The sequence below is a fragment of the Agromyces sp. H17E-10 genome (assembly GCF_022919715.1).
Classification (GTDB): domain Bacteria; phylum Actinomycetota; class Actinomycetes; order Actinomycetales; family Microbacteriaceae; genus Agromyces.
This window is the reverse complement of record NZ_CP095042.1, coordinates 725,720-746,365: the sequence shown is the minus strand read 5'-3', so window position 1 is coordinate 746,365 and position 20,646 is coordinate 725,720. Positions and strand designations below refer to the sequence as shown.

17 protein-coding genes and 1 tRNA gene are annotated in these 20,646 nt (G+C 71.0%); 17 read left to right on the top strand and 1 reads right to left on the bottom strand.

Going from position 1 to position 20,646, the window contains the following annotated elements:
- The 17 genes from MUN74_RS03375 (at position 1) to MUN74_RS03295 (ending at position 20,411) form a co-directional block, all read left to right on the top strand.
- The gene (locus MUN74_RS03375) at positions 1-1,185 is read left to right on the top strand and encodes an ROK family transcriptional regulator (protein WP_244855008.1); all 1,185 of its coding nucleotides are present in this window, start codon (positions 1-3) and stop codon (positions 1,183-1,185) included.
- A 94-nt stretch (positions 1,186-1,279) separates the two neighbouring features.
- Positions 1,280-2,626, top strand: coding sequence for an extracellular solute-binding protein (locus MUN74_RS03370; protein WP_244855007.1), 1,347 nt, complete (start codon positions 1,280-1,282; stop codon positions 2,624-2,626).
- A 4-nt stretch (positions 2,627-2,630) separates the two neighbouring features.
- A complete protein-coding gene (locus MUN74_RS03365) occupies positions 2,631-3,617 on the top strand; it encodes a carbohydrate ABC transporter permease (protein WP_244855006.1) in 987 nt (328 codons plus the stop codon).
- Positions 3,614-4,441: a carbohydrate ABC transporter permease gene (locus tag MUN74_RS03360; protein WP_244855005.1), complete on the top strand. Its 828-nt coding sequence runs from the start codon at positions 3,614-3,616 to the stop codon at positions 4,439-4,441. Before MUN74_RS03365 ends, MUN74_RS03360 begins: the two co-directional genes overlap by 4 nt.
- A gap of 2 nt (positions 4,442-4,443) precedes the next feature.
- Positions 4,444-5,700, top strand: coding sequence for a family 4 glycosyl hydrolase (locus MUN74_RS03355; RefSeq protein ID WP_244855004.1), 1,257 nt, complete (start codon positions 4,444-4,446; stop codon positions 5,698-5,700).
- Positions 5,697-6,716 carry an N-acetylglucosamine kinase gene (locus MUN74_RS03350; protein WP_244855003.1) on the top strand — a complete coding sequence of 340 codons (1,020 nt, stop codon included), beginning with the start codon at positions 5,697-5,699 and terminating at the stop codon, positions 6,714-6,716. The genes MUN74_RS03355 and MUN74_RS03350 overlap by 4 nt, the downstream gene beginning before the upstream one ends.
- A 63-nt stretch (positions 6,717-6,779) precedes the next feature.
- Positions 6,780-7,220 carry a VOC family protein gene (locus tag MUN74_RS03345; RefSeq protein WP_244855002.1) on the top strand — a complete coding sequence of 147 codons (441 nt, stop codon included), beginning with the start codon at positions 6,780-6,782 and terminating at the stop codon, positions 7,218-7,220.
- Between the two features lie 106 nt (positions 7,221-7,326).
- A complete protein-coding gene (locus MUN74_RS03340) occupies positions 7,327-8,757 on the top strand; it encodes a malate:quinone oxidoreductase (RefSeq protein ID WP_244856337.1) in 1,431 nt (476 codons plus the stop codon).
- Between the two features lie 282 nt (positions 8,758-9,039).
- Positions 9,040-10,830, top strand: coding sequence for an ABC-F family ATP-binding cassette domain-containing protein (locus MUN74_RS03335; RefSeq protein ID WP_244855001.1), 1,791 nt, complete (start codon positions 9,040-9,042; stop codon positions 10,828-10,830).
- 96 nt (positions 10,831-10,926) lie between these two features.
- Positions 10,927-13,053, top strand: a complete 2,127-nt coding sequence (locus MUN74_RS03330; protein WP_244855000.1) for an intein-containing Rv2578c family radical SAM protein — start codon at positions 10,927-10,929, stop codon at positions 13,051-13,053.
- Between the two features lie 131 nt (positions 13,054-13,184).
- Positions 13,185-14,594, top strand: a complete 1,410-nt coding sequence (locus tag MUN74_RS03325) for a sensor histidine kinase (protein ID WP_244854999.1) — start codon at positions 13,185-13,187, stop codon at positions 14,592-14,594.
- A 4-nt stretch (positions 14,595-14,598) separates the two neighbouring features.
- Positions 14,599-15,729: a hypothetical protein gene (locus tag MUN74_RS03320; protein ID WP_244854998.1), complete on the top strand. Its 1,131-nt coding sequence runs from the start codon at positions 14,599-14,601 to the stop codon at positions 15,727-15,729.
- A complete protein-coding gene (locus MUN74_RS03315; RefSeq protein WP_244854997.1) occupies positions 15,716-16,393 on the top strand; it encodes a response regulator transcription factor in 678 nt (225 codons plus the stop codon). The genes MUN74_RS03320 and MUN74_RS03315 overlap by 14 nt, the downstream gene beginning before the upstream one ends.
- On the top strand, positions 16,394-17,008 hold the full coding sequence (locus tag MUN74_RS03310; protein WP_244854996.1) for a thymidine kinase: 615 nt from the start codon (positions 16,394-16,396) through the stop codon (positions 17,006-17,008).
- 126 nt (positions 17,009-17,134) lie between these two features.
- Complete coding sequence (locus tag MUN74_RS03305) at positions 17,135-17,986, top strand: universal stress protein (RefSeq protein WP_244854995.1); 852 nt, start codon at positions 17,135-17,137, stop codon at positions 17,984-17,986.
- Positions 17,983-19,113 (top strand): heparan-alpha-glucosaminide N-acetyltransferase domain-containing protein, encoded by a 1,131-nt coding sequence (locus MUN74_RS03300; RefSeq protein ID WP_244854994.1) that lies wholly within the window; start codon positions 17,983-17,985, stop codon positions 19,111-19,113. Before MUN74_RS03305 ends, MUN74_RS03300 begins: the two co-directional genes overlap by 4 nt.
- Positions 19,098-20,411 carry a UDP-glucose dehydrogenase family protein gene (locus MUN74_RS03295; protein WP_244854993.1) on the top strand — a complete coding sequence of 438 codons (1,314 nt, stop codon included), beginning with the start codon at positions 19,098-19,100 and terminating at the stop codon, positions 20,409-20,411. Before MUN74_RS03300 ends, MUN74_RS03295 begins: the two co-directional genes overlap by 16 nt.
- A gap of 91 nt (positions 20,412-20,502) precedes the next feature.
- Here MUN74_RS03295 and MUN74_RS03290 read toward each other — a convergent pair.
- A tRNA-Pro gene (locus MUN74_RS03290) sits at positions 20,503-20,579 on the bottom strand.
- Positions 20,580-20,646 lie beyond the last annotated feature (67 nt).

Sequence of the window (20,646 nt, the reverse complement as noted above, 5' to 3'; positions counted from 1 at the left end):
ATGGGCGCGAAGTCGTTGCAGGGCACCCCGGCATGGCTCGGCGCGGTCAACGACCGCACCGCCTACGCGCTGCTGCTCGAGCACGGCGTGCTCACCCGCAATCGCATCGGCGAGCTCTCGGGCCTGTCGAAGCCGACCGCGTCGCAGATCGTGTCGCGACTCGAGGGCGCGGGGCTCATCCACGTCGTCGGCGAGGTGTCGGGCGGCCGCGGGCCGAACGCGGCCGGCTACGCCGCACGCACCGACCTCGTCTACGGCGTCGCCGTCGACGTGACGGCCACGACCATCCGCGCCGCGGCGGTCGATGCGGCCGGCGACGACCACCCCGTCGTCGAACGTCCGGCGAAGCAGCCCGGCGGCGCGCGCACGGCCCACGGCGACCTCACCTGGGCGATCGAGGCGGCGTCCGACGCCGCAGGCATCGACGCCGAGCGCGTCCGTCGGGTCATGGTCGGCGTGCAGGGCGCCGTCGACTCCCGCACGGACGAGCTGTCGTTCGCCGAGGCGCTTCCGGGCTGGCCCCGCCGCGGCATCCGCGGCAGCCTCGAAGACAGCCTGCAGCGCATCGTGACGATCGAGAACGACGTGAACCTCGCGGCGATCGCCGAGCGCACGCGCGGCGCGGGCGCCGGCACGGCGGGTTTCGCGCTGCTCTGGATGGGCAACGGCCTCGGCGTCACGATCGACCTCGACGGCGACCTCGTGCGCGGTGCCGGCGGCAGCGCGGGCGAGATCGGCTACCTCGAGGTGCCCGCCGCGGCCGCCGACATCGACCCCACGGCGGTCGACCTGCAAGACCTGATGGGCGGTCCGGCGGTCGGCCGCGTGCTCCGTGCGAACGGCATCGCCGGGCGTACGCTCGCGGAGCGACTCGCCCGTCTCGAGGCCTCGCCCGGTCGCGACGACGCGATCGCCCAGCTCGCCCAGCGCATCGCGATCGGCCTCGCTCCGCTGGCCGCGCTCGTCGACCCCGGACTCGTCGTGCTCGGCGGCCCGACCGGGGCGGCCGGCGGCAAGGCCCTCGCCGACGCCGTGCGCACGACCCTCCGGCGCACCACGCGCTGGTCGCCCGACGTCGTCGCGACGAGCGTCGAGGAGCACCCCGTGCTCCGCGGCGCGCGCGACCGACTCGTCGCCGAGGTGCGGGCGTCGCTCCTCGACGACGTCAGTTCCCTCATCGCGTGAACCGAACGCACCACCTCAGTTGCACCCGTGAACGACCGCACCACCGCAGTTGCACCCGTATCCCACTCACACCGACCGCACCAATGAGGACATCATGAGAAATCGATCACTGGCCGGCACCGTCGCGATCGCGACGGCCCTCGCCACCGCCGCAGCGCTCGCGCTGTCCGGCTGCTCGTCCGACACGAGCGGCACCGACTTCGCCACCAGCACGCCGAAGAACCTCGAGGGCACCGTCTCCTTCTGGCACTTCTTCTCCGACCGCGAGGCCGACGTCATCCAGTCCGTCGTCGACGACTTCGAGAAGGAGAACCCCGGTGTCAAGGTCGAGGTGCACTCCGGCCAGGACGACGAGAAGCTCCGCAAGGCGATCGCGACGGGCAGCAAGGTCGACCTCGGCCTCAGCTACTCGACCGACATCGTCGGCAACTTCTGCTCGACGGGCGCGTTCCGCGACCTCAACGACGTCATCGAGCGCGACGGCGTCGACCTCGGGCAGTTCCCCGACATCGTCAAGAGCTACACCGAGTTCGACGGCACGCGCTGCTCGATGCCCGTGCTCGCCGATGCCTACGGCCTCTACTACAACAAGGACCTGCTGAGCGCGGCCGGCTTCTCGGAGCCGCCGAAGACGCTGAGCGAGCTGGAGACGATGGCCGACGCGCTCACGACGTACAACGACGACGGCAGCATCAAGACGCTCGGCTTCAACCCGATGATGGGCTGGGCCGAGAACTCGGCCGCGCACTACGGCCCGCTCGCCGGCGGCGAGTGGCTCAACGACGACGGCACGAGCGCGGTCGGTTCGTCGGGCACGTGGAACGACCTCATGGAGTGGCAGGAGGCGTACGTGCAGAAGATCGGCTACGACAAGCTGAACACCTTCACCTCGGGCCTCGGCCAGGAGTTCTCGGCCGACAACCCCTTCCAGAAGGGCGCCGTCGCGATGAACCTCGACGGCGAGTACCGCACGGCCTTCATCGCCGACCAGGCGCCCGACCTGAACTACGGCACGGCCCCCATGCCGGTGCTCGACGGCAAGGACGACCTGTACGGCGCGGGCTACATCACGGGCAACATCGCGGGCATCTCGAAGGGGTCGAAGGAGCCCGAGCTCGCCTGGGCGTTGCTCAAGTACCTCACGACCGACACCGACGCCGTCGTGAAGCTCGCGAACGGACTCAAGAACGTGCCGACCACGGCCGACGCGCTCGCGAGCCCCGACCTCGACCTTCCCGACCAGTTCACGACGTTCCTCGACATCATGAACGACCCGAACTCGGCGACGACGCCGCCGAGCCCGCTCGGCGCCGGGTACCAGCAGACGTTCCAGGACTTCTGGAACACCTACCAGGACGGCTCGGTCGACGATCTGCAGGCCGGCCTCGACGGGGTCGACCAGGCGATCGACGACCAGCTCGCCCTCGTGACCGGCCCGTAGTCCGGTGACCACTGCAGTACGCACGGCCCGGGGGCGGGCGACGGTGACCGTCGCCCGCCCCCGCGGGTCACGCCGACGGCGCAACCTCGTCGTCCTGTCGATGCTCGCGCCCGCCCTGCTGGGCCTCCTGATCTTCTTCGTGTACCCGCTCGTCGCCTCGGTGTACTACTCGTTCACCCGCTACGACCTGGTGTCGCCGCCCGAGTGGATCGGCCTGCGCAACTACACCTACCTGTTCACCCAGGACCCGAAGGTGTGGGTCGCGACGCTCAACACGCTCTGGTTCGTGGTGTTCCTCGTGCCGATCAAGATCATCTTCGCCCTCGGCATCGCCGGGCTGCTCGTGAGAGCGAAGCGCGTCGCCGGCGTCTGGCGCACGGTCTTCTACCTCCCCGCGCTCGTTCCGCCCGTGGCATCCGTCGTCGCCTTCGTGTTCCTGTTCAACCCCGGCACCGGACCGGTCAACCAGGTGCTGAAGTTCTTCGGCATCCCCGGGCCGCTGTGGTTCAACGACCCCGCCTGGTCGAAGCCCTCGCTCGTGATCCTCGGCATCTGGGTGATGGGCGACATCATGATCATCTTCCTCGCCTCGCTGCTCGACGTCCCGCGCGAGCAGTACGAGGCGGCGTCGCTCGACGGCGCCAACGGCGTGCAGCAACTGCGTTACGTGACGCTGCCGAACATCCGCCCGGTGCTGCTGTTCGCAGTCATCACCGGTGTGATCGCCGCGCTCCAGTACTTCACCGAGGCAGCCGTCGCCTCGACCGTCGCCAACGGCAAGGCCGTCGTCGGCGAGGGCACGGGGTCGGCGCTCGGCTACCCCGACAACTCGCTGCTCACGTACACGCAGTGGCTCTACGTGCGCGGCTTCGCCAACTACCAGCTCGGCTACGCCTCGGCGCTCGCCGTCATCCTCTTCGTCGTCGCGAGCGTGCTCCTCGTGATGCTGCTGCGCCGGTTCAAGGCCTTCACCCCGGAGAACGCCGCATGAGACTCCGCACGACCCTCGCCTGGATCGCCGAGAACGCCCTCCTCGTCGCGCTCGCGATCCTCTTCATCGCCCCGATCGTGTTCGTCGCGCTCACGTCGCTCATGTCGAGCGAGCAGACGCTCACGGCGTCGTTCTGGCCCGACCCGTTCGAGTGGTCGAACTACACGACGGCGTTCACCGAGGTGCCGCTCGCGCTCTGGTTCGGCAACTCGACGATCTACGCGGTGCTCGCGACGGCGTTCATGCTGCTCTCGAGCGTGCCCGCGGCGTACGTGCTGGCCAAGATCCGGTTCCGCGGCGCGAACCTCATCTTCACGGCCATCATCATCGCGATGCTGCTGCCGCCGCAGGTGACGGCGATCCCGATCTACGTCATGTGGTCGCAGCTCGGCCTGACCGGCACGCTCTGGCCGCTCATCCTGCCCAACCTGCTCGGCGACGCGTTCTCGATCTTCCTGCTCCGGCAGTTCTTCCTCACGATCCCGTCCGAGTACGCGGACTCCGCTCGCATCGACGGCAACGGCGAGTGGGGCGTGCTCACCCGGGTGATGGTGCCGATGGCGAAGCCGGGCATCGCCGCCACCGCGATCTTCATGTTCTTCCACTCGTGGAACGACTACTACGGCCCGCTGCTCTACACGTCCGAGAACTCGGCGGCGTGGCCGGTCGCCTACGGGCTGGCCTCGTTCCGAGGCATCCACGGCACCGACTGGGGCCTGACGATGGCGATGACGCTGCTCGTCACGGTGCCCGTCGTGCTCATCTTCTTCTTCGCCCAGCGCGTCTTCGTCGAGGGCATCACCATGACCGGAGTGAAAGGCTGACCATGAGACTCGCCATCGTCGGCGGCGGTTCGACCTATACCCCAGAGCTCATCGACGGCTTCGCGCGACTGCGCGAGACCCTGCCGCTCGAGGAGGTGCGGCTCGTCGACCCCGACGAATCGCGCCTCGCCCTCGTCGCCGGGATGTCGCGGCGGATGCTCGAGCACGCCGGCCATTCCGCCCGCGTCGTCGGTACGACCGACCTCGTCGACGGGGTCGCCGACGCCGACGCCGTCCTCATCCAGTTGCGGGTCGGCGGACAGCACGCCCGTCACGCCGACGAGACCTGGCCGCACGAGGTGGGCTGCATCGGCCAGGAGACGACGGGACCGGGCGGGCTCGCGAAGGCGCTGCGCACCGTGCCCGTCGTGCTGCGGATCGCCGAGACCGTGCGGCGCCACGCGAAGCCCGACGCCTGGATCGTCGACTTCACGAACCCCGTCGGCATCGTGACGCGTGCGCTCCTCGAGGCCGGGCACCGTGCGGTCGGCCTCTGCAACGTCGCGATCGGCTTCCAGCGTCGGTACGCATCGCTCTACGGGGTCGAGCACGACCGCGTGCACCTCGGCCACGTCGGACTCAACCACCTCACGTGGGAACGCAGCGTCACGATCGACGGTCGCGACCGACTGCCCGAGCTCCTCGCCGACCGGCTCGGCGATCTCGCTGGCGAGGTGCACCTCGCGCCCGAGCTCCTCACCCAGCTCGGCATCGTGCCCTCGTACTACCTGCGCTACTACTACGCGCACGACGAGGTGCTGCGCGAGCAGCTCGCCGAGCCGACCCGTGCCGAGGCGGTGCAGGCGATCGAACGCGAACTCCTCGAGCTCTACGCCGACGAGTCGCAGCACGTGAAGCCGGCGGCCCTCGAGGGCCGCGGCGGCGCCTTCTACTCGGAGGCCGCGATCGAACTGCTCGCCGCGATGCAGGGTGGCGCCGACCGAGCCCGCGTCGTGAACCTCCGCAACGACGGCGTGCTGCCGTTCCTGCCCGACGACCACGTCATCGAGGTGCCGGCCGCGTACCGCGACGGGCGATTCGTCGCCGAACCGGTCGCACCGCTCGCCGACGACCTCGCCGGCCTCGTGGCAGCGGTCGCCGGCTACGAGCGCCTCGCGCTCGACGCGGCCGTGCACGGCGGGCGCGACCGGGTGCTGCGCGCCATGCGCGCCCACCCGCTCGTGCTGCAGCACGACCGCGCCGAGCGGCTCACCGACCTGCTCATGGCCGAGAACGCCCGCTTCCTGGAGTGGGCGTGATCGGGCGGGTCGACGAGCCGGATGCCACGGCCGTCGTGGTCGCGGTCGACGGCGGGGGATCGAAGACCGATGCCGTCGCGCTGCGCCTCGACGGCGAACTCGTCGCCCACCGCCGCGGACCCGGTTCGAGCCCGCACTTCGAGGGACTCGACGCGTCGGTCGACGTCGTCGACGGGCTCGTGCGCGCGGTCGCGGGGGAGCGGCCCGTCGTCCATGCCGGCCTCTACCTCTCGGGCCTCGACCTGCCGATCGAGATCGAGCGCTACCGATCGGCGATCGCGGGTCACTCGTGGGCCGCGGCGTCGCTCGTGGTCGACAACGACCTGTACGCCCTCCTGCGGGCCGGCACCGACGAGCCCGACTCCGTCGCGATCGTGTGCGGCACCGGCGTGAACGCGATCGGCATCCGCGCCGACGGCGCGCAGGTGCGGTTCCCGTCGCTCGGCGCACTGTCGGGCGACTGGGGCGGCGGGTCCGGACTCGGCGAGGAGGTCCTGTGGCATGCCGCGCGCGCGGTCGACGGGCGCGGCCCGGCGACGGCGCTCGTCGGCGAGATCGAGCGCCGGCTCGCCGTCGGCTCGGTGGGCGAGCTCATCGAGGGCCTGCATTTCGGCGACCGGGATGCCTCTGAGCTGATCGCGCTCGCTCCTGCGGTGTTCGCCGCGGCGCGCGCCGGCGATGCCGTGGCGATCTCGCTCGTCGAGCGGCAGGCGACCGAGCTGGCCGACTTCGCCCGGGCGTGCCTCACCCGACTCGACCTGCTCGACCACGAGGTGCCCGTGGTGCTCGGCGGCGGAATCGCCCGGTCGGGCGATGAGCGTCTGCTCCGGGGCATCCGGTCGGAGCTCGCGGCGGTCGCGCCGCGCGCGCGACTGGGCATCGTCGACGACGCACCCATCGTCGGGGCGGCCCTGCTGGCGCTCGGCGCCGCGGGGGCCGGCGATGCGGCGCTCGTGCGTGCCCGGGCCGCGGTCTCGGCGGTGACGTCGCCCGAGGCGGCGCTCCTCGAGGCCTGAATCGCGACGGACGGCTCGGTCTTGGCACGTGACGCCGTCGGCGGTCGGGCGTACGCTCGGCGCATGAGCATCCCGCAGCGCTTCTCGCTCGTCACGCTCGGCGTCGCCGATGTCGAGGCGGCGACCGCCTTCTATCATCGGCTCGGCTGGCACGAGGCCCGCTCGTCGGTGCCGGGCGAGGTAGCGTTCTTCGCGACACCCGGCGGCGTGGTCGCGCTCTGGCAGACGGCCGAACTCGCGAAAGACGCGGCACTGCCCACGTTCCACGCGAACGCACCGGCATTTCGTGCGGTCGCGCTCGCCATCAATCTCGGCTCGCGCGACGAGGTCGACGACGCGGTCGGCGACTGGGTGCTCGCCGGCGGTTCGATCTCGAAGGCCCCCGCCGCGACCGAGTGGGGCGGGTACAGCGGGTACGTCGCCGATCCCGACGGCAACCTGTGGGAGCTGGCGCACAACCCGGGCTGGCCGCTCGACGAGCGAGGGTTGCCGCAGCTCGACTGAGTGACGCGAAGAGTACCCCGGTCAAGGGCACCCTCTGCGCCCATCTAGACTGGAATCCGTGAATTCAGAGGAAACCGTCGACGTCGTGCTGATCGGCGGGGGCATCATGAGCGCCACGCTCGGCTCCCTGATCTCCCAGCTCCAGCCCGATTGGACGATCCGCCTCTACGAACGCCTCGGCGAGGTCGCACAGGAGTCGTCGAACGCGTGGAACAACGCGGGCACGGGTCACGCCGCCCTCTGCGAGCTCAACTACATGCCCGAGAATCCCGACGGCACCGTGAGCGCCGCGAAGGCCGTCTCGATCAACGAGCAGTTCCAGATCAGCCGCCAGTACTGGGCCTACCTCGTCGCCCAGGGCGCGCTGCCCGAGCCGCACAACTTCATCAACTCGACGCCGCACATGACCTTCGTGCGCGGCTCGGCGAACATCGAATACCTGCGCAAGCGCGTCGCCGCCCTGAAAGACCAGCCGCTCTTCCCCGACCTCGAGTACACCGAAGACCTCGAGCGCATCGCCGAGTGGACGCCGCTGCTCGCGAAGAAGCGCAACCCGAAGGCCCGCGTGGCCGCGACCCGCATCGAGGCGGGCACCGACGTCGACTTCGGCGCGCTCACGAAGTACCTCATGGAGGACATGTCCTCGCGGGGTGCGTCGATCCAGACGAACCACCAGGTCACCTGGCTCAAGCGCCAGAAGGACGGAACGTGGAAGCTGCGGCTGCGGCACACGGTCGGCAACACCCCGAAGATGGTGCGCGCGCGCTTCGTGTTCGTCGGGGCCGGCGGCGGTGCGCTCGCGCTGCTCCAGCACTCCGGCATCCCCGAGATCAAGGGCTTCGGCGGCTTCCCGATCTCGGGCCAGTTCCTCCGCACGACCGACCCGAAGATCGTCGCCCAGCACCAGGCGAAGGTGTACGGCAAGGCGGCGGTCGGCGCGCCGCCCATGTCGGTGCCGCACCTCGACACCCGCGTCGTCGACGGCGAGACCGCGCTGTTGTTCGGCCCGTACGCCGGCTTCACGCCCAAGTTCCTGAAGACGAGCACGTGGTTCGACCTGCCGTTCTCGGTCCGCCTGCACAACCTCTGGCCGATGATCCAGGTCGGTCTCAAGAACTTCGACCTCGTGAAGTACCTCGTCGGCGAGCTCATGGCGAACCGCGAGAAGAAGATGAAGGCGCTTCGCGAGTTCATGCCCACGGCGAAGACCGGCGACTGGGAGCTCATCACGGCCGGCCAGCGCGTGCAGGTCATGAAGAAGGACCCGCAGAAGGGCGGCGTGCTGCAGTTCGGCACCGAGGTCATCACGGGGGCCGACGGCACGATCGCGGGCCTGCTCGGTGCGTCGCCCGGCGCCTCGACGGCCGCGCCGATCATGCTCGACCTGCTCGGCCGCTGCTTCCCCGACCGCATGGCCGAGTGGGAGCCCAAGCTGCGCGAGATGATCCCGAGCTACGGCACGACGCTCTCCGACGACCCGGTCGCCGCCGAGGCGTCGCTGAAGGCGACGGCCGACGTGCTGGGGCTCACCGCCTGAGCCTCGGCTGCTTGCGCGCCCGCGCGATCGTCTGCTACGGTCGTCAACACTATGAAGTGAGTACGACCCATCGTCCCGCGCCTGAGGCGCCGTTGACGTCGGGTGTGCTCGCGGAGTTGACGAACTCCAGCTGATCGGCGCGGCGCCGTGCCGATCGACGCGACCGGCGCACCCATCACGGCAACGCCCGGCGGGAATCCTCTTCGCCTCCGAACGGTCGTCGCGCTCGCGCTTCACGACGACCGGCGACCGTTCGGGGCCTTCCGCGAATGGCGGTCCCATATGCCGGTACAGCTTTCCTTCTCGAATCATCTCCGGGCCGACGGACTGTCGGTCTCCTTCCCCGACCGACGCATCTTCTCCGACCTCGGCTTCACGGTCGCACCGGGACAGCGGGTCGGCCTCATCGGCGAGAACGGAGCTGGCAAGTCCACGCTCCTGCGCCTCCTCTCCACCGACACGGATGCCGCATCCGCGGGTCTCCCCGACGCGGCATCCGTCGCGGGCCGGGTGACGAGGCCGCGCCGCACGCGGCTCCTCGAGCAGGAGGTGCCGTTCGCGCCCGACGAGCGGGTGGGTCTCGTGCTCGAGGCCGCACTCGCCGAGGTGCGGGCGATCGAGCGCGAGCTCGACGCCGCCGCCGAGGCGCTCGGCGGTGAGGTCGACGCCGACGGCGAGGCCGCCTCGTCGCGGTACGCGGCGGCGCTCGACGCCGCCGAGCGTGCCGAGGTCTGGACGGCCGAGGCTCGCCGCGACGAACTGCTCGAGGGGCTCGGGGTCGCTGGCCTCGGCCTCGACCGTCGCATCGACGAGCTCTCCGGCGGGCAGCGGTCGCGGTTCGCCCTGGCCGCGCTCCTGCTCTCGTCGCCCGAGGCATTGCTCCTCGACGAACCGACGAACCACCTCGACGACGACGCGGCCGACTTCCTCGAGTCGCGACTGCGCGCCTGGGGCGGGCCGGTGCTCTTCGCGAGCCACGACCGGGCGTTCCTCGACCGTGTGGCGACCGGACTCATCGACCTCGACCCGGGGCGGCAGGGGGCCATCGCGGCGGCGCACGCGGCCGCCGGCGGCAACGGACGGGACGGCGCGGGCCGTCGCAACGTGAACCGCGGCGACGTCCTCAGCGCGTCGGGCGGCACGGTGTTCGGCGGCGGGTTCAGCGAGTTCCTCGCGGTCAAGGCCGACGAGCGCACCCGCTGGCAGCATCAGTACGACGACGAGCAGGAGGAGCTGAAGCGTCTCCGCGCGGCGGTCGCCGAGACGGCGCGCAACGTGGCCTACGGTCGGGCCGCGACCGACAACGACAAGTTCATCCGGCACTTCAAGGGCGAGAACGTCGCCCGCACCGTGTCGCGCCGGGTGCGCAACGCCGAGCAGCGGCTCGAGGTCCTCGAGCGCGAGCAGCTGCCGAAACCGCCGACGCCGCTGGCGTTCGCGGGCATCCCGACGGGTTCGCACGCGCTCGAGGAGGAGGCGGGTTCGCTCCTGCAGCTCGGCGACGTCGTCGTCGAGGGTCGGCTGCGCATCGACGAGCTGAACCTCGCCCCGCTCGCCCGGCTCCTCGTCACGGGCGCGAACGGTGCGGGCAAGTCGACGCTGCTCGGTGTGCTCGCGGGCGAGCTCGAGCCCGACCGCGGCACGCTGCGGCGACGCAAGGGTCTGCGCGTGCAGCTGCTCGAGCAGGACGTGCGGTTCGCCGACCCCGGTGCGACGCCGCGGGAGCTGTACGCGCGGGTGCTCGGCGAGCGACGCGCCGAGCAGGTGCCGCTCTCGGGCCTGGGGCTGATCGCGCTGCGGGACCTCGACCGACCGGTGGGGGCGCTCTCGGTCGGGCAGCAGCGCCGGCTCGCGCTCGCGCTCGTGATCGCCCGGCCGCCGCACGTGTTCCTGCTCGACGAGCCGACGAACCACCTGTCGCTCGCGCTCGCGACCGACCTCGAGGAGGCGCTCGGCGGCTATCCCGGCGCCGTCGTCATCGCCAGTCACGACCGCTGGCTGCGCCGGCGATGGGCGGGGGAGCATCTCGAGCTCCACTCGGGTGCGGCGGTTCCGGCAACTGCGGCGACCTGACCCGGGATGCCTCGGGGTCGGCGCGACCCCGAGGCATCCGCGTCCGCCCCATGCCGGGCGCTTGCACCAGATTCGAATGTATGTTCGAATGGAGGAGTGAGATGGAGCGGGCAGGAGCTGGGCGTCGACCAGGTCGACGCCCTGCCCGGCCTCGCCCGGCTCAACAACCTCGTGCGTTCGGTGCAGACGCCCGAGTTCGCCGGCATGACCTTCCACGAGGTGCTCGCGAAGTCGGCACTCAACCGGGTGCCCGGCCAGTCGATGATGCCCTTCGGGTGGACCATCAACCCCTACCGGGGCTGCAGCCACGCGTGTGTCTACTGCCTGGATCCGTCTACGGCGATCACGATGGCCGACGGACGTACGAAGTCGCTCGCCGAGATTCAGATCGGCGACGAGGTGATGGGCACGAGGGCGATCGGTCGGTATCGCACGTATGTTCAGGCGAAGGTGCTGGCGAAATGGTCGTCACGCAAGGCGGCCTACCGCGTTCGCCTCGCAGACGGCACGGAGATCATCGCCAGCGGGGACCATCGATTCCTCACCGAGCGTGGTTGGAAGCACGTGACGGGCGCGATGCAGGGTGCGTCACAGCGTCCATATCTCACGACGAACAACTCGCTCGTCGGGTTCGGTGGCGGAAGGGCAGTGCCGTTCCCGCCTTCGACGTCTGAAGATTATCGTCGCGGCTATCTCACCGGCATGATCCGCGGAGACGCGATGATGCTTCGACGCACGTATGCACGTTCGACCGGTGGTTCGTACGTCGCGCATCGTTTCAGGCTGGCTCTTGCCGATGAGGAGGCGTTGGACAGAACACGTCAGTACTTGGAATCCTTCGGCGTTCCGACGTCCACGTTCCAGTTCTCGGCCGCGACAGCACGCCGTCGCGAGATGACCGCGATCCGAACGTCGAGGGCCCGCGATTTCGACGCGATCACTGCCTTGGTCGAGTGGCCGAAACAGTCGACCGAGGAGTGGGACGCCGGATATCTCGGCGGCATCTTCGACGCGGAAGGTTCGTGTTCACGCGGGGCGCTCCGTATTTCGAACTCCGACGAGACGATCCTCTGTGCGATCGAGGCGGCGTTGAGCCGGTTCCGCATCGACTATGTGCGCGAGGGGCAGCGGGAGAACGGTGTCTCGAGCGTTCGGGTACGGGGCGGGCTCAGCGCGCGCAACGCGTTCTTCGCCGTCAGCCAGCCGGCGATCAGCCGTAAGCTCGCGTTCGCCGGCACCACTGTGAAGACCTTGGGCGACCTCCGCGTGGTCGCGATCGAGCCGCTCGGCGCGACCCTCGACATGCTCGACATCACGACGTCTACGGGCGACTTCATCGCGAACGGCGTGGTCAGCCACAACTGCTTCGCCCGACCGACCCACAGCTATCTCGACCTCGACGCGGGCGACGACTTCGACCGGCAGATCATCGTCAAGGTGAACGTCGCCGAGGTGCTGCGCAAAGAGCTCGCGCGCCCGTCGTGGCGGCATGAACCGGTCGCGCTCGGCACGAACACCGACCCGTACCAGCGCGCAGAGGGGCGTTACGCGCTCATGCCCGGCATCGTCGACGAGCTCACGGCGAGCGGCACGCCGTTCAGCGTGCTGACGAAGGGCACGCTGCTGCGGCGCGACCTGCCGAAGATCGCCGCGGCCGCCGAGCACGTGCCGGTCGACCTCGCGATGTCGATCGCGATCTACGACCCCGAGCTGCAGCAGTCGATCGAGCCGGGCACGCCGTCGACCAAGGCACGGCTCGCGACGGTGACCGCGGTGCGCGACGCCGGCCTCGACTGCGCGGTCTTCCTCATGCCGATCCTGCCGTACCTCACCGACTCCAAGGCGCACCTCGACGAGGCGCTCCGACAGGCCAAGGCGGCCGGCGCGACGAGCGTGCTGTACACCGCACTCCACCTGCGCGGGGCGGTGAAACCCTGGTTCATGCACTGGCTCGAGCGCGAACACCCCGAGCTCGTGCCGAAGTACCGGTCGATGTACTACGGCGGCAACGCCTACGCACCGAAGGAGTACCGGCGCTGGCTCGGTCAGCGCATGCAGCCGCTGATCAGGGCGCACGGACTCGCCCGCGGCACCGAAGACCCGGTCACGGGTGGCGTGCGCTCCACCGCGCTGCGCGGCGGCCGACGTGCGGCGCAGCAGCGATCCGGCGCCGAGCTGCCGCTCGACATCGCCGCGCCGAGCGACCCCGGGATGCTGTTCTGAGGTTTCGAGCGACTGCTCGAAGCCGATCATGAAGCGGCCCGGATGCGCGGAACGGCGCAGAACTGGGATAATTCGCTGAGCCCGATCCACATGACCGATCGGGCCGGCGTCGCGAGTGGTGGAGGTTCACGATGAGCCTGGGGTTGCCGGGGCACCTCGCACGCGACAGCCTGAGCCGCGCACTCGCCTTCGCGGGCCATTGCGCCGCGTTCGCCTGCCTCGCCGTCTCGATCGCCGTCGGCATCATCGTCGCGACCATCGGCGGGGCGTCGGGCGGATGGGCGGGCGCCGCATTGTCGGGCGTCATGGTGCTCGCGCTCGCCGCGGTCGCACGATTCCCGACGGTCACGCTGACCGTGCTCGCACTCGTCGTCGGCACGGGCGTCGTCCTCGCGCTCACCGTGCTCATCATGCGCCCGGGCGGGTTCGAATCCACGAACAACGCCCTGCTCGCGCTCCCGCGCATCGCCCTGCTGCTCGTCGGCGGTGCAGGCAGCGGTTCGCTCATCGCGATCGTCTGGGCGACGCTCGGCTACGCACTGGGCGAGGCGGCGATGTTCCTCGGGGTCGCGCTCGCCGGCGGGGTGTACGCGACGAACACCGCGGCGGCCGCCGCGTTCGGCATCCTCCTCGTCGTGCGGGTCTTCGACGGGGTCTCCCGCCGCTCCGACGCACGTCAGGAGACGGGACTGCACCGGGCGAGCCAGCAGACCCGCGAGCTCGCCATCCGACACGACTACGAGCTGCGAGCGACGGCGCGACTGCACGACACCGCCCTCAGCCACCTCATCGCGATCGCCGCCGCCGGGTCGGGCGCCGTCGACGAGCGGCTGCGTGCGGGGATCCGACAGGATCTCGGCCTCATCGTCGGTCGCGACTGGGCGATCGATCACGCCGGTCCCGCCACGAGAACCGCGCCCGCACAACGCTCGGGCGCACAATCGCCATCGACGTCGCGCGGCAGCACGGTCGCGACGACCGCCGCCGCGACGACCGCCGCCGGCGCGGGCGAGTCCGCCGCGGTCGACGACACGCTCGCGACGAGCGCGGGCCGGGCCCGCCGGCGGGGTGCCACGCGACGCTCGACGGCCCACGGCTCCGCCGGAGCGGGCCCGGCCAGGGGAGCGGCCGATCCGCTGCCGATGTCGAACGGTGGTCCGCCGCTCGCACAGGCGTTCACCGCCGCCGAGCACGCCGGGCTCACGGTGCGCGTCACGGGTGATGTCGGGGTGATGCACGTGCTCGGGCCGGCGCGCGCCGAAGCGCTCGACGCCGCGGTCGCCCAGTGCCTCATCAACGTGGCCCGTCACGCGGGCGTCGGCGAGGCCGAGCTCGCGCTCGGCCTCGGCGGCGGCGAGGTGACCGTCGCCGTCATGGACAGCGGCGTCGGCTTCGACGAGTCGGCCGTGCCCGACGACCGCATCGGGCTGCGCACCTCGATCCGTGCCCGGATCGAGCAGCAGGAGGGCACGGTCCGCCTGTGGTCCACGAAGGGCATCGGCACCACGATCGTGCTCACGGTCCCCGAAGGGGGTGCGTGAACCGATGCGGTTGACCCAGCAGGAGGCCGACCCGATCGGCGCCATCACGGCCGCCCCGATCGTCGTCATCGGGGCCGTGCTCTCGTTCGGAACCTCGCTCGCGCTCACCTGGGTGCACCGAGCCGAGATCGTCGCGCCCGCCGCCGCGATCGCATCGATCGTGCTCGTCGCCGCCGCGGGCGTGGTCGCCGCGATCTCCGCGGCCCCGTCGCGTGCGCCGTTCACCGCGGAGCGGCTGTGGCTCGTGGTGACGCTCGCGGTCGGCGCGGCGATCGCCGAGTACATGAGCACGGTCGGCTCGAACCAGTACCTCTACGACGACTTCGGTCCGGTCGTGATCGGCATGCTGATCCTCTCGGTCGCGCCGTTCTGCACCTGGCTCTCGCTCGCGCTCGCCGGGGTGCTCGCCTCGATCGTGCTGTCCATCCTCGTGGTCGGAGCCTCGGCGTACGTGCTCGCCGACGCCCCGGTCGCGGCGCTCATCGCGATCAACGCGGCTCCGGTCATCGCCCTCACAGCCGCCGCGGCGGGCTACGCCTACGCGATCATCGCCGAGACGCTCGCGTGGCAGCGCGAGGCGAACCGGGCCGCGCTCCAGCGCGACGCCGAGCTGCGCGCCGGCATCGCGCGGTCGGTGCAGCAGAGCCGGGTCTCGGTGCTCGGTCGTGAGGTGCTGCCGTTCCTCGCGGGCGTGATGACCGCCGAACGCATCTCGGTCGCCGACGCCGACCGCGCCCGCGAGCTCGCGGAGGAGCTGCGCCGGGCGCTGCGCGCCGGTATCGAGTCGACCTGGCTCGACGACCTCGCCGCGAATCTGCGGGTGAGCCGCGGTGTCGAGACGTTCGTCGACGACCCCACGGGCGCCGCCGACCTGCTCGGCGACGACCAGCGCTCGGCACTGACCGCTCTCATCACCTGGCTCGCCGAGACCGGTCGTTCCGAGCGCGTCGGCGTGTCGTTCGCACCCGAGCCGGGCGGCGGGCTGATCCGCATCGTGGCCGATCCGTCGGGGCGTCCGCCCGCGAAGCGTGAACTCGATCGTTTCGTCGCCGTGGCTCGCGCTGTGGCGTTGGGTGCCGAATCGGTCTCGACGCGGGAGAATGTCAGTGTGGAGCTGAGATATGTCATCGAGTGAACCGGCAGCGACGCCGCGCCATCGACTCGCGATCCTCGACGATCACGGGCTGATCGTCGACAGCCTGGCCAGGTGGTTCGCCGACCTCGCACCCGATTTCGAGGTCGTCGTCACGGCCACCTCGTGGATGGACCTCGTGCGCAGTCCAGCGTTCCCCGTCGAGCTCGTGCTGATGGACCTGCAGCTCGGCGACAACGACAGCGTGTCGATCGAGTCGCGCGTTCGCGCGTGCCGGGCCGCCGGCGCCCGGGTCATCGTCGTCACCGCCCTCGACGACGAGGAGTCGCGCGAGCGCAGCATGGCCGCGGGGGCGGCGGGCTTCGTCTCGAAGACGCTGCCGGCCGAGACCCTCGTCGACTACGCGCGACGCGTGATGCGCGGAGAACGTCTGCCGCGGCATCCCCGGCCGATCGGCGCCGTCGGCACCAGCGGCGGCACCACGACGATGTCGGGTGTGCACCTCAGTCCGGCCGAGGAGCGGGCGCTGCGCTATTACGCGCAGGGCCTCAGCACGCTCGAGGTCGGCCAGCGCATGGACGTCGGCTACGAGACGGCGAAGACGTACCTGCGACGGGTGCGCGAGAAGTACGCGAAGGTCGGCAAGCCGGCCAGTCGCAAGGCGGAACTGATCCGCCGGGCGGCGGAAGACGGGTTCCTCGAGTAGATGGCGAAGCTGTACTTCCGCTATGGGGCGATGAACTCCGGCAAGTCCACGGCGTTGCTCCAGGCGGCGTTCAACTACGAGGAGCGGGGCCATCGGGTGCTGCTCGCGAAGCCCGCGATCGACACGAAGGGCGACCGCGACATCGTCTCCCGGCTCGGCGTCGTGCGCGAGGTCGACTTCGTGATCGAACCCGACGCGCCCGTGCTCGACCGGTTCCAGGGGCATCGCACCCGCGTGATCGAGGAGGCCGGCCGCGACGTGAGCTGCCTGCTCGTCGACGAGGCGCAGTTCCTGTCGTCCGACCAGGTCGACGACCTGCTGCGCATCGCCCTCATCGACGGCATCCCGGTGCTCGCGTACGGCATCCGTACCGACTTCCAGACGGTCGCCTTTCCCGGCAGCCGGCGACTGCTCGAGGTGTCGCACTCGCTCGAAGAGCTGAAGACGATCTGCCGGTGCGGCCGCAAGGCCATCTTCAACGGCCGCCGAATCGACGGCCGCTACATCTTCGATGGCGACCAGGTCGCGATCGACGGGGTCGAGGTCGCCTACGAGTCGCTCTGCGGGGTCTGCTACCTGCAGGAGTCGGGCGGGGTGCTCAACGGTCGTCACTGAGCGGGATGCCGCGGCCGAGGTCGTGCGTTCCCGGTGTCGCACGATGTCGCGTCGCGGGTGCACGGCGTCCGAGAGGGTGGTGCCGCCGCGGCATCCGCGTGATGATGGAGGCGGGAGGGCCGCCGCATGAGTGAGATCGTCGTCGGAGTCAGCACCGCCGGACAGGCCGGCCTGCGGGCCGTGCGCTGGGGCGCCGAACGGGCCTCGGCGCAGCGGGCACGGCTGCGGCTCGTGCACGTCGTCGACAGTGCCGTGGAGGCCACCGGAGATGCGGAGCTGCTGCTCGCCGCCCTCGACCGCGCGCGTGCATCGCTGGCCGACGCGGCGGGCGTCGCGCTCGACGTCGACCCGGCACTCGAGGTCGAGACCGATCTCGAGCAGGGTTCCCCGGTCGACGTGTTCGCGGCCCGGTCGCGCGGAGCGGGACTCCTCGTCGTCGGCAGCGACTGGCACGGCGGCAAACGGCCGAGCCGGCGCGGCGTGCACAGCCTGCGCATCGCGGCGGCGAGCGAGGCGCCCGTCGCCGTCGTGCCCGACATCGACGTCTCAGCCCGGCGAGGGGTGGTCGTTGGCGTCGACGGCTCCGAGCCGGGCGGTCGTGCCCTCGCCTTCGCCGCCGACGAGGCCGAAGGCCGCGGGGTGCCGCTCGTCGCGGTGCACGCGTGGGACATGGCGCTCATGGCCGGGGGCGAATACGGCTACGGTCCGGCGATGGTCGCCGTCGACGACCTCAGCGACGCGGCACGCACCGTGCTGGACGACGTACTCGACCCGATCGTCGCCGAGCGCCCCGAACTCGAGATCGAGCGACGCATCGAGGCGGGCGATCCGGTCACGGCGCTCTCGGAGGCGGCAGCCTCCGCCGAGCTGCTCGTCGTCGGCAGCCACGGCAGGGGAGCGATCGCACGCTTCCTGCTCGGGTCGGTGAGTCACGGGGTGCTCTCGCGCCTCGAGGCGCCGACGGTCGTCGTGCGGTGAGCACGACGCCCGACGTGCCGGCGGTGCGGGACCGTGTTCGCGCTCCTGCTCCCGCCCGCGTCGACGGCATCGACGCGGCGCGAGGGCTGGCACTCATCGGCATGTTCGTCGCGCACGTCGCACCTGCCGTCTCCTCGCCTCAGGTCGCCGAGCTCATCGCGATGGCCGATGAACGACCGCGCCTGCTGTTCGCGCTCACCGCGGGATTCGGGCTCGGGTTCATCTCGGGCGGTACCCGGCCGATCGCGGAGCGACGGGGCGTGCTGCGCCGGCAGATCACGGTGCGCGCACTCATCCTCATCGCCCTCGGACTGCTGATCGCGGCCACGCTGCACCCGCTCGTCTACATCATCCTCGACGTCTACGGGGTGGCGTTCCTCATCATGCTGCCGCTGCTGTTCCTTCCGGCCCGGGTCGCGCTCGTGCTCGGCGGCGTGCTGCTCGCGATCGCTCCAGGCCTCGCGGCGGCCGCGCAGTACGACCCGCAGGTCGTCGCCGCCGGCGACGGCGAGGTCGGCCTGCTTGTCGACTGGGTGCTCACGGGCGCCTATCCGGTCATCGTCTGGGTGCCGGTCATGCTCATCGGGCTCGGCCTCGCGCGCCTCGGTGCGGCCCGGCCCCGGGTGGTCGCCTCGTATGCGCTCGCCGGGGCGCTCGTCGCGGTCGTCATGCTGCCGCTCACCCGGCTCCTGCCCGACGAGGGGGATGCCACGGCTCCCGTCTTCGCGCACGCCGTGTCGGCCTCCGCGCTTGCGCTCGGAAACGTCGGCGTCGGCCTCGTGATCGTGGCCGGCATGGTCACGCTCACCGCGTTGGCGGTCCCTGGCGTCCGCCGCGTCGCCGGCGCCGTGCTGTCGCCGGTGACCGCGATGGGTGCGATGCCGCTGAGCATCTACACGCTGCACCTGATCGTGATCTCGGCGGCGAAGCGCGTCGAGGACGGGTACTTCACCGATGACTCCTGGGCGCTCACGATCGGCCTCGTCGTCGGCAGCATGGTCTTCGCCTGGTGCTGGCGCCGGTGGCTCGGCCGCGGTCCGCTCGAACGGCTGCTGCGCGCGGCGAGCGGGCGCAGCCGCGAGAATGGAAGCCCGGCTCGAAAGGACCTGCCATGCGCATCTCGGTGATCGGCTGCGGCTACCTCGGAGCGGTGCACGCCGCCGCGATGGCCGAGCTCGGGCACGACGTCGTCGGCGTCGACGTCGACTCGGCGAAGATTGCAGAGCTCGCGGCCGGGCGCCCCCCGTTCTTCGAGCCCGGCCTCCACGAGATCCTGACGTCGGCGATCGCGTCGGGGCGACTGCGCTTCTCGACCGACGTCGCCGACGCAGCCGACGCCGAGGTGCACTTCGTCGCCGTCGGCACGCCGCAGTCGGCCGGCTCGAATGCCGCCGACCTGCGCTACGTGGACGCGGCGTTCGAGTCGCTCGCCCCGCATCTCGCCGACGGTGCGCTCGTCGTCGGCAAGAGCACGGTGCCGGTCGGCACGGCGGAGCGCCTCGCCGAGCGCCTCTCGGGCCTCGCGCCCCACGCCGAGCTCGCCTGGAACCCCGAGTTCCTGCGCGAGGGGTTCGCGGTGCGCGACACGCTCGAGCCCGACCGGCTCGTGTACGGCGTCGCCGATCCGAGCGGCGACGGCCACGCGGCATCCGTGCTCGATCACGTCTACCGGGCCGCGATCGAGGCGGGCACGCCGCGCATCGTCACCGACTACGCGACCGCCGAACTCGTGAAGGTCGCCGCCAACGCGTTCCTCGCGACGAAGATCAGCTTCATCAACGCGATGGCCGAGATCGCCGACGTCACGGGTGCCGACGTGGTCGCACTCGCCGACGCGATCGGCCACGACGCCCGCATCGGGCGACGGTTCCTGAACGCCGGCGTCGGGTTCGGCGGCGGGTGCCTGCCGAAGGACATCCGGGCGTTCGCCGCCCGAGCCGAGGAGCTCGGCCGGGGCGAGTCGCTCGCGTTCCTGCGCGAGGTCGATGCGATCAACCTGCGCCAGCGGCAGCGTGTCGTCGACCTCGCCGTCGATGCGCTCGGCGGAAGCGTGCACCGCAACCGCGTCGCCGTGCTCGGGGTGACGTTCAAGCCCGAGTCCGACGACGTGCGCGACGCGCCCGCCCTCGACGTCGCCGTACAGCTCAAGGGGCTCGGCGCCGATGTCGTCGCGACCGATCCCGAGGGTATTGAGAACGCGCGCGCCAGGCACCCGCAGCTCGACTACGTCTCGTCGACGCGCGAGGCGCTGCGCGGTGCCGACCTCGTCGTGCTCGTCACCGAATGGCGCGAGTACCGCGCCCTCGACCCCGTCGACACGGGCCGGCTCGTCTCGGGCCGCCGCATCATCGACGCACGCAACGTGCTGGACGCCCGAGTGTGGCGCGCGGCCGGATGGGAGCTGCGGGGGATCGGGCGGCCGTGAGGCCGGTCGTCGAGCGGTGCGCAGCGCCCCGTACCGAGACCGACATCGGGAACGACAGAACCCCCTCCGATCTCGGAGGGGGTTCTGCGTATGGTCGGGGTGACAGGATTTGAACCTGCGACCTCTTCGTCCCGAACGAAGCGCGCTACCAAGCTGCGCCACACCCCGGTGGCCCCGCAGGGCCTCAACAAGGATAGCCGATATTTCGAACGCCGCTGACCACCGAGCGGATGGC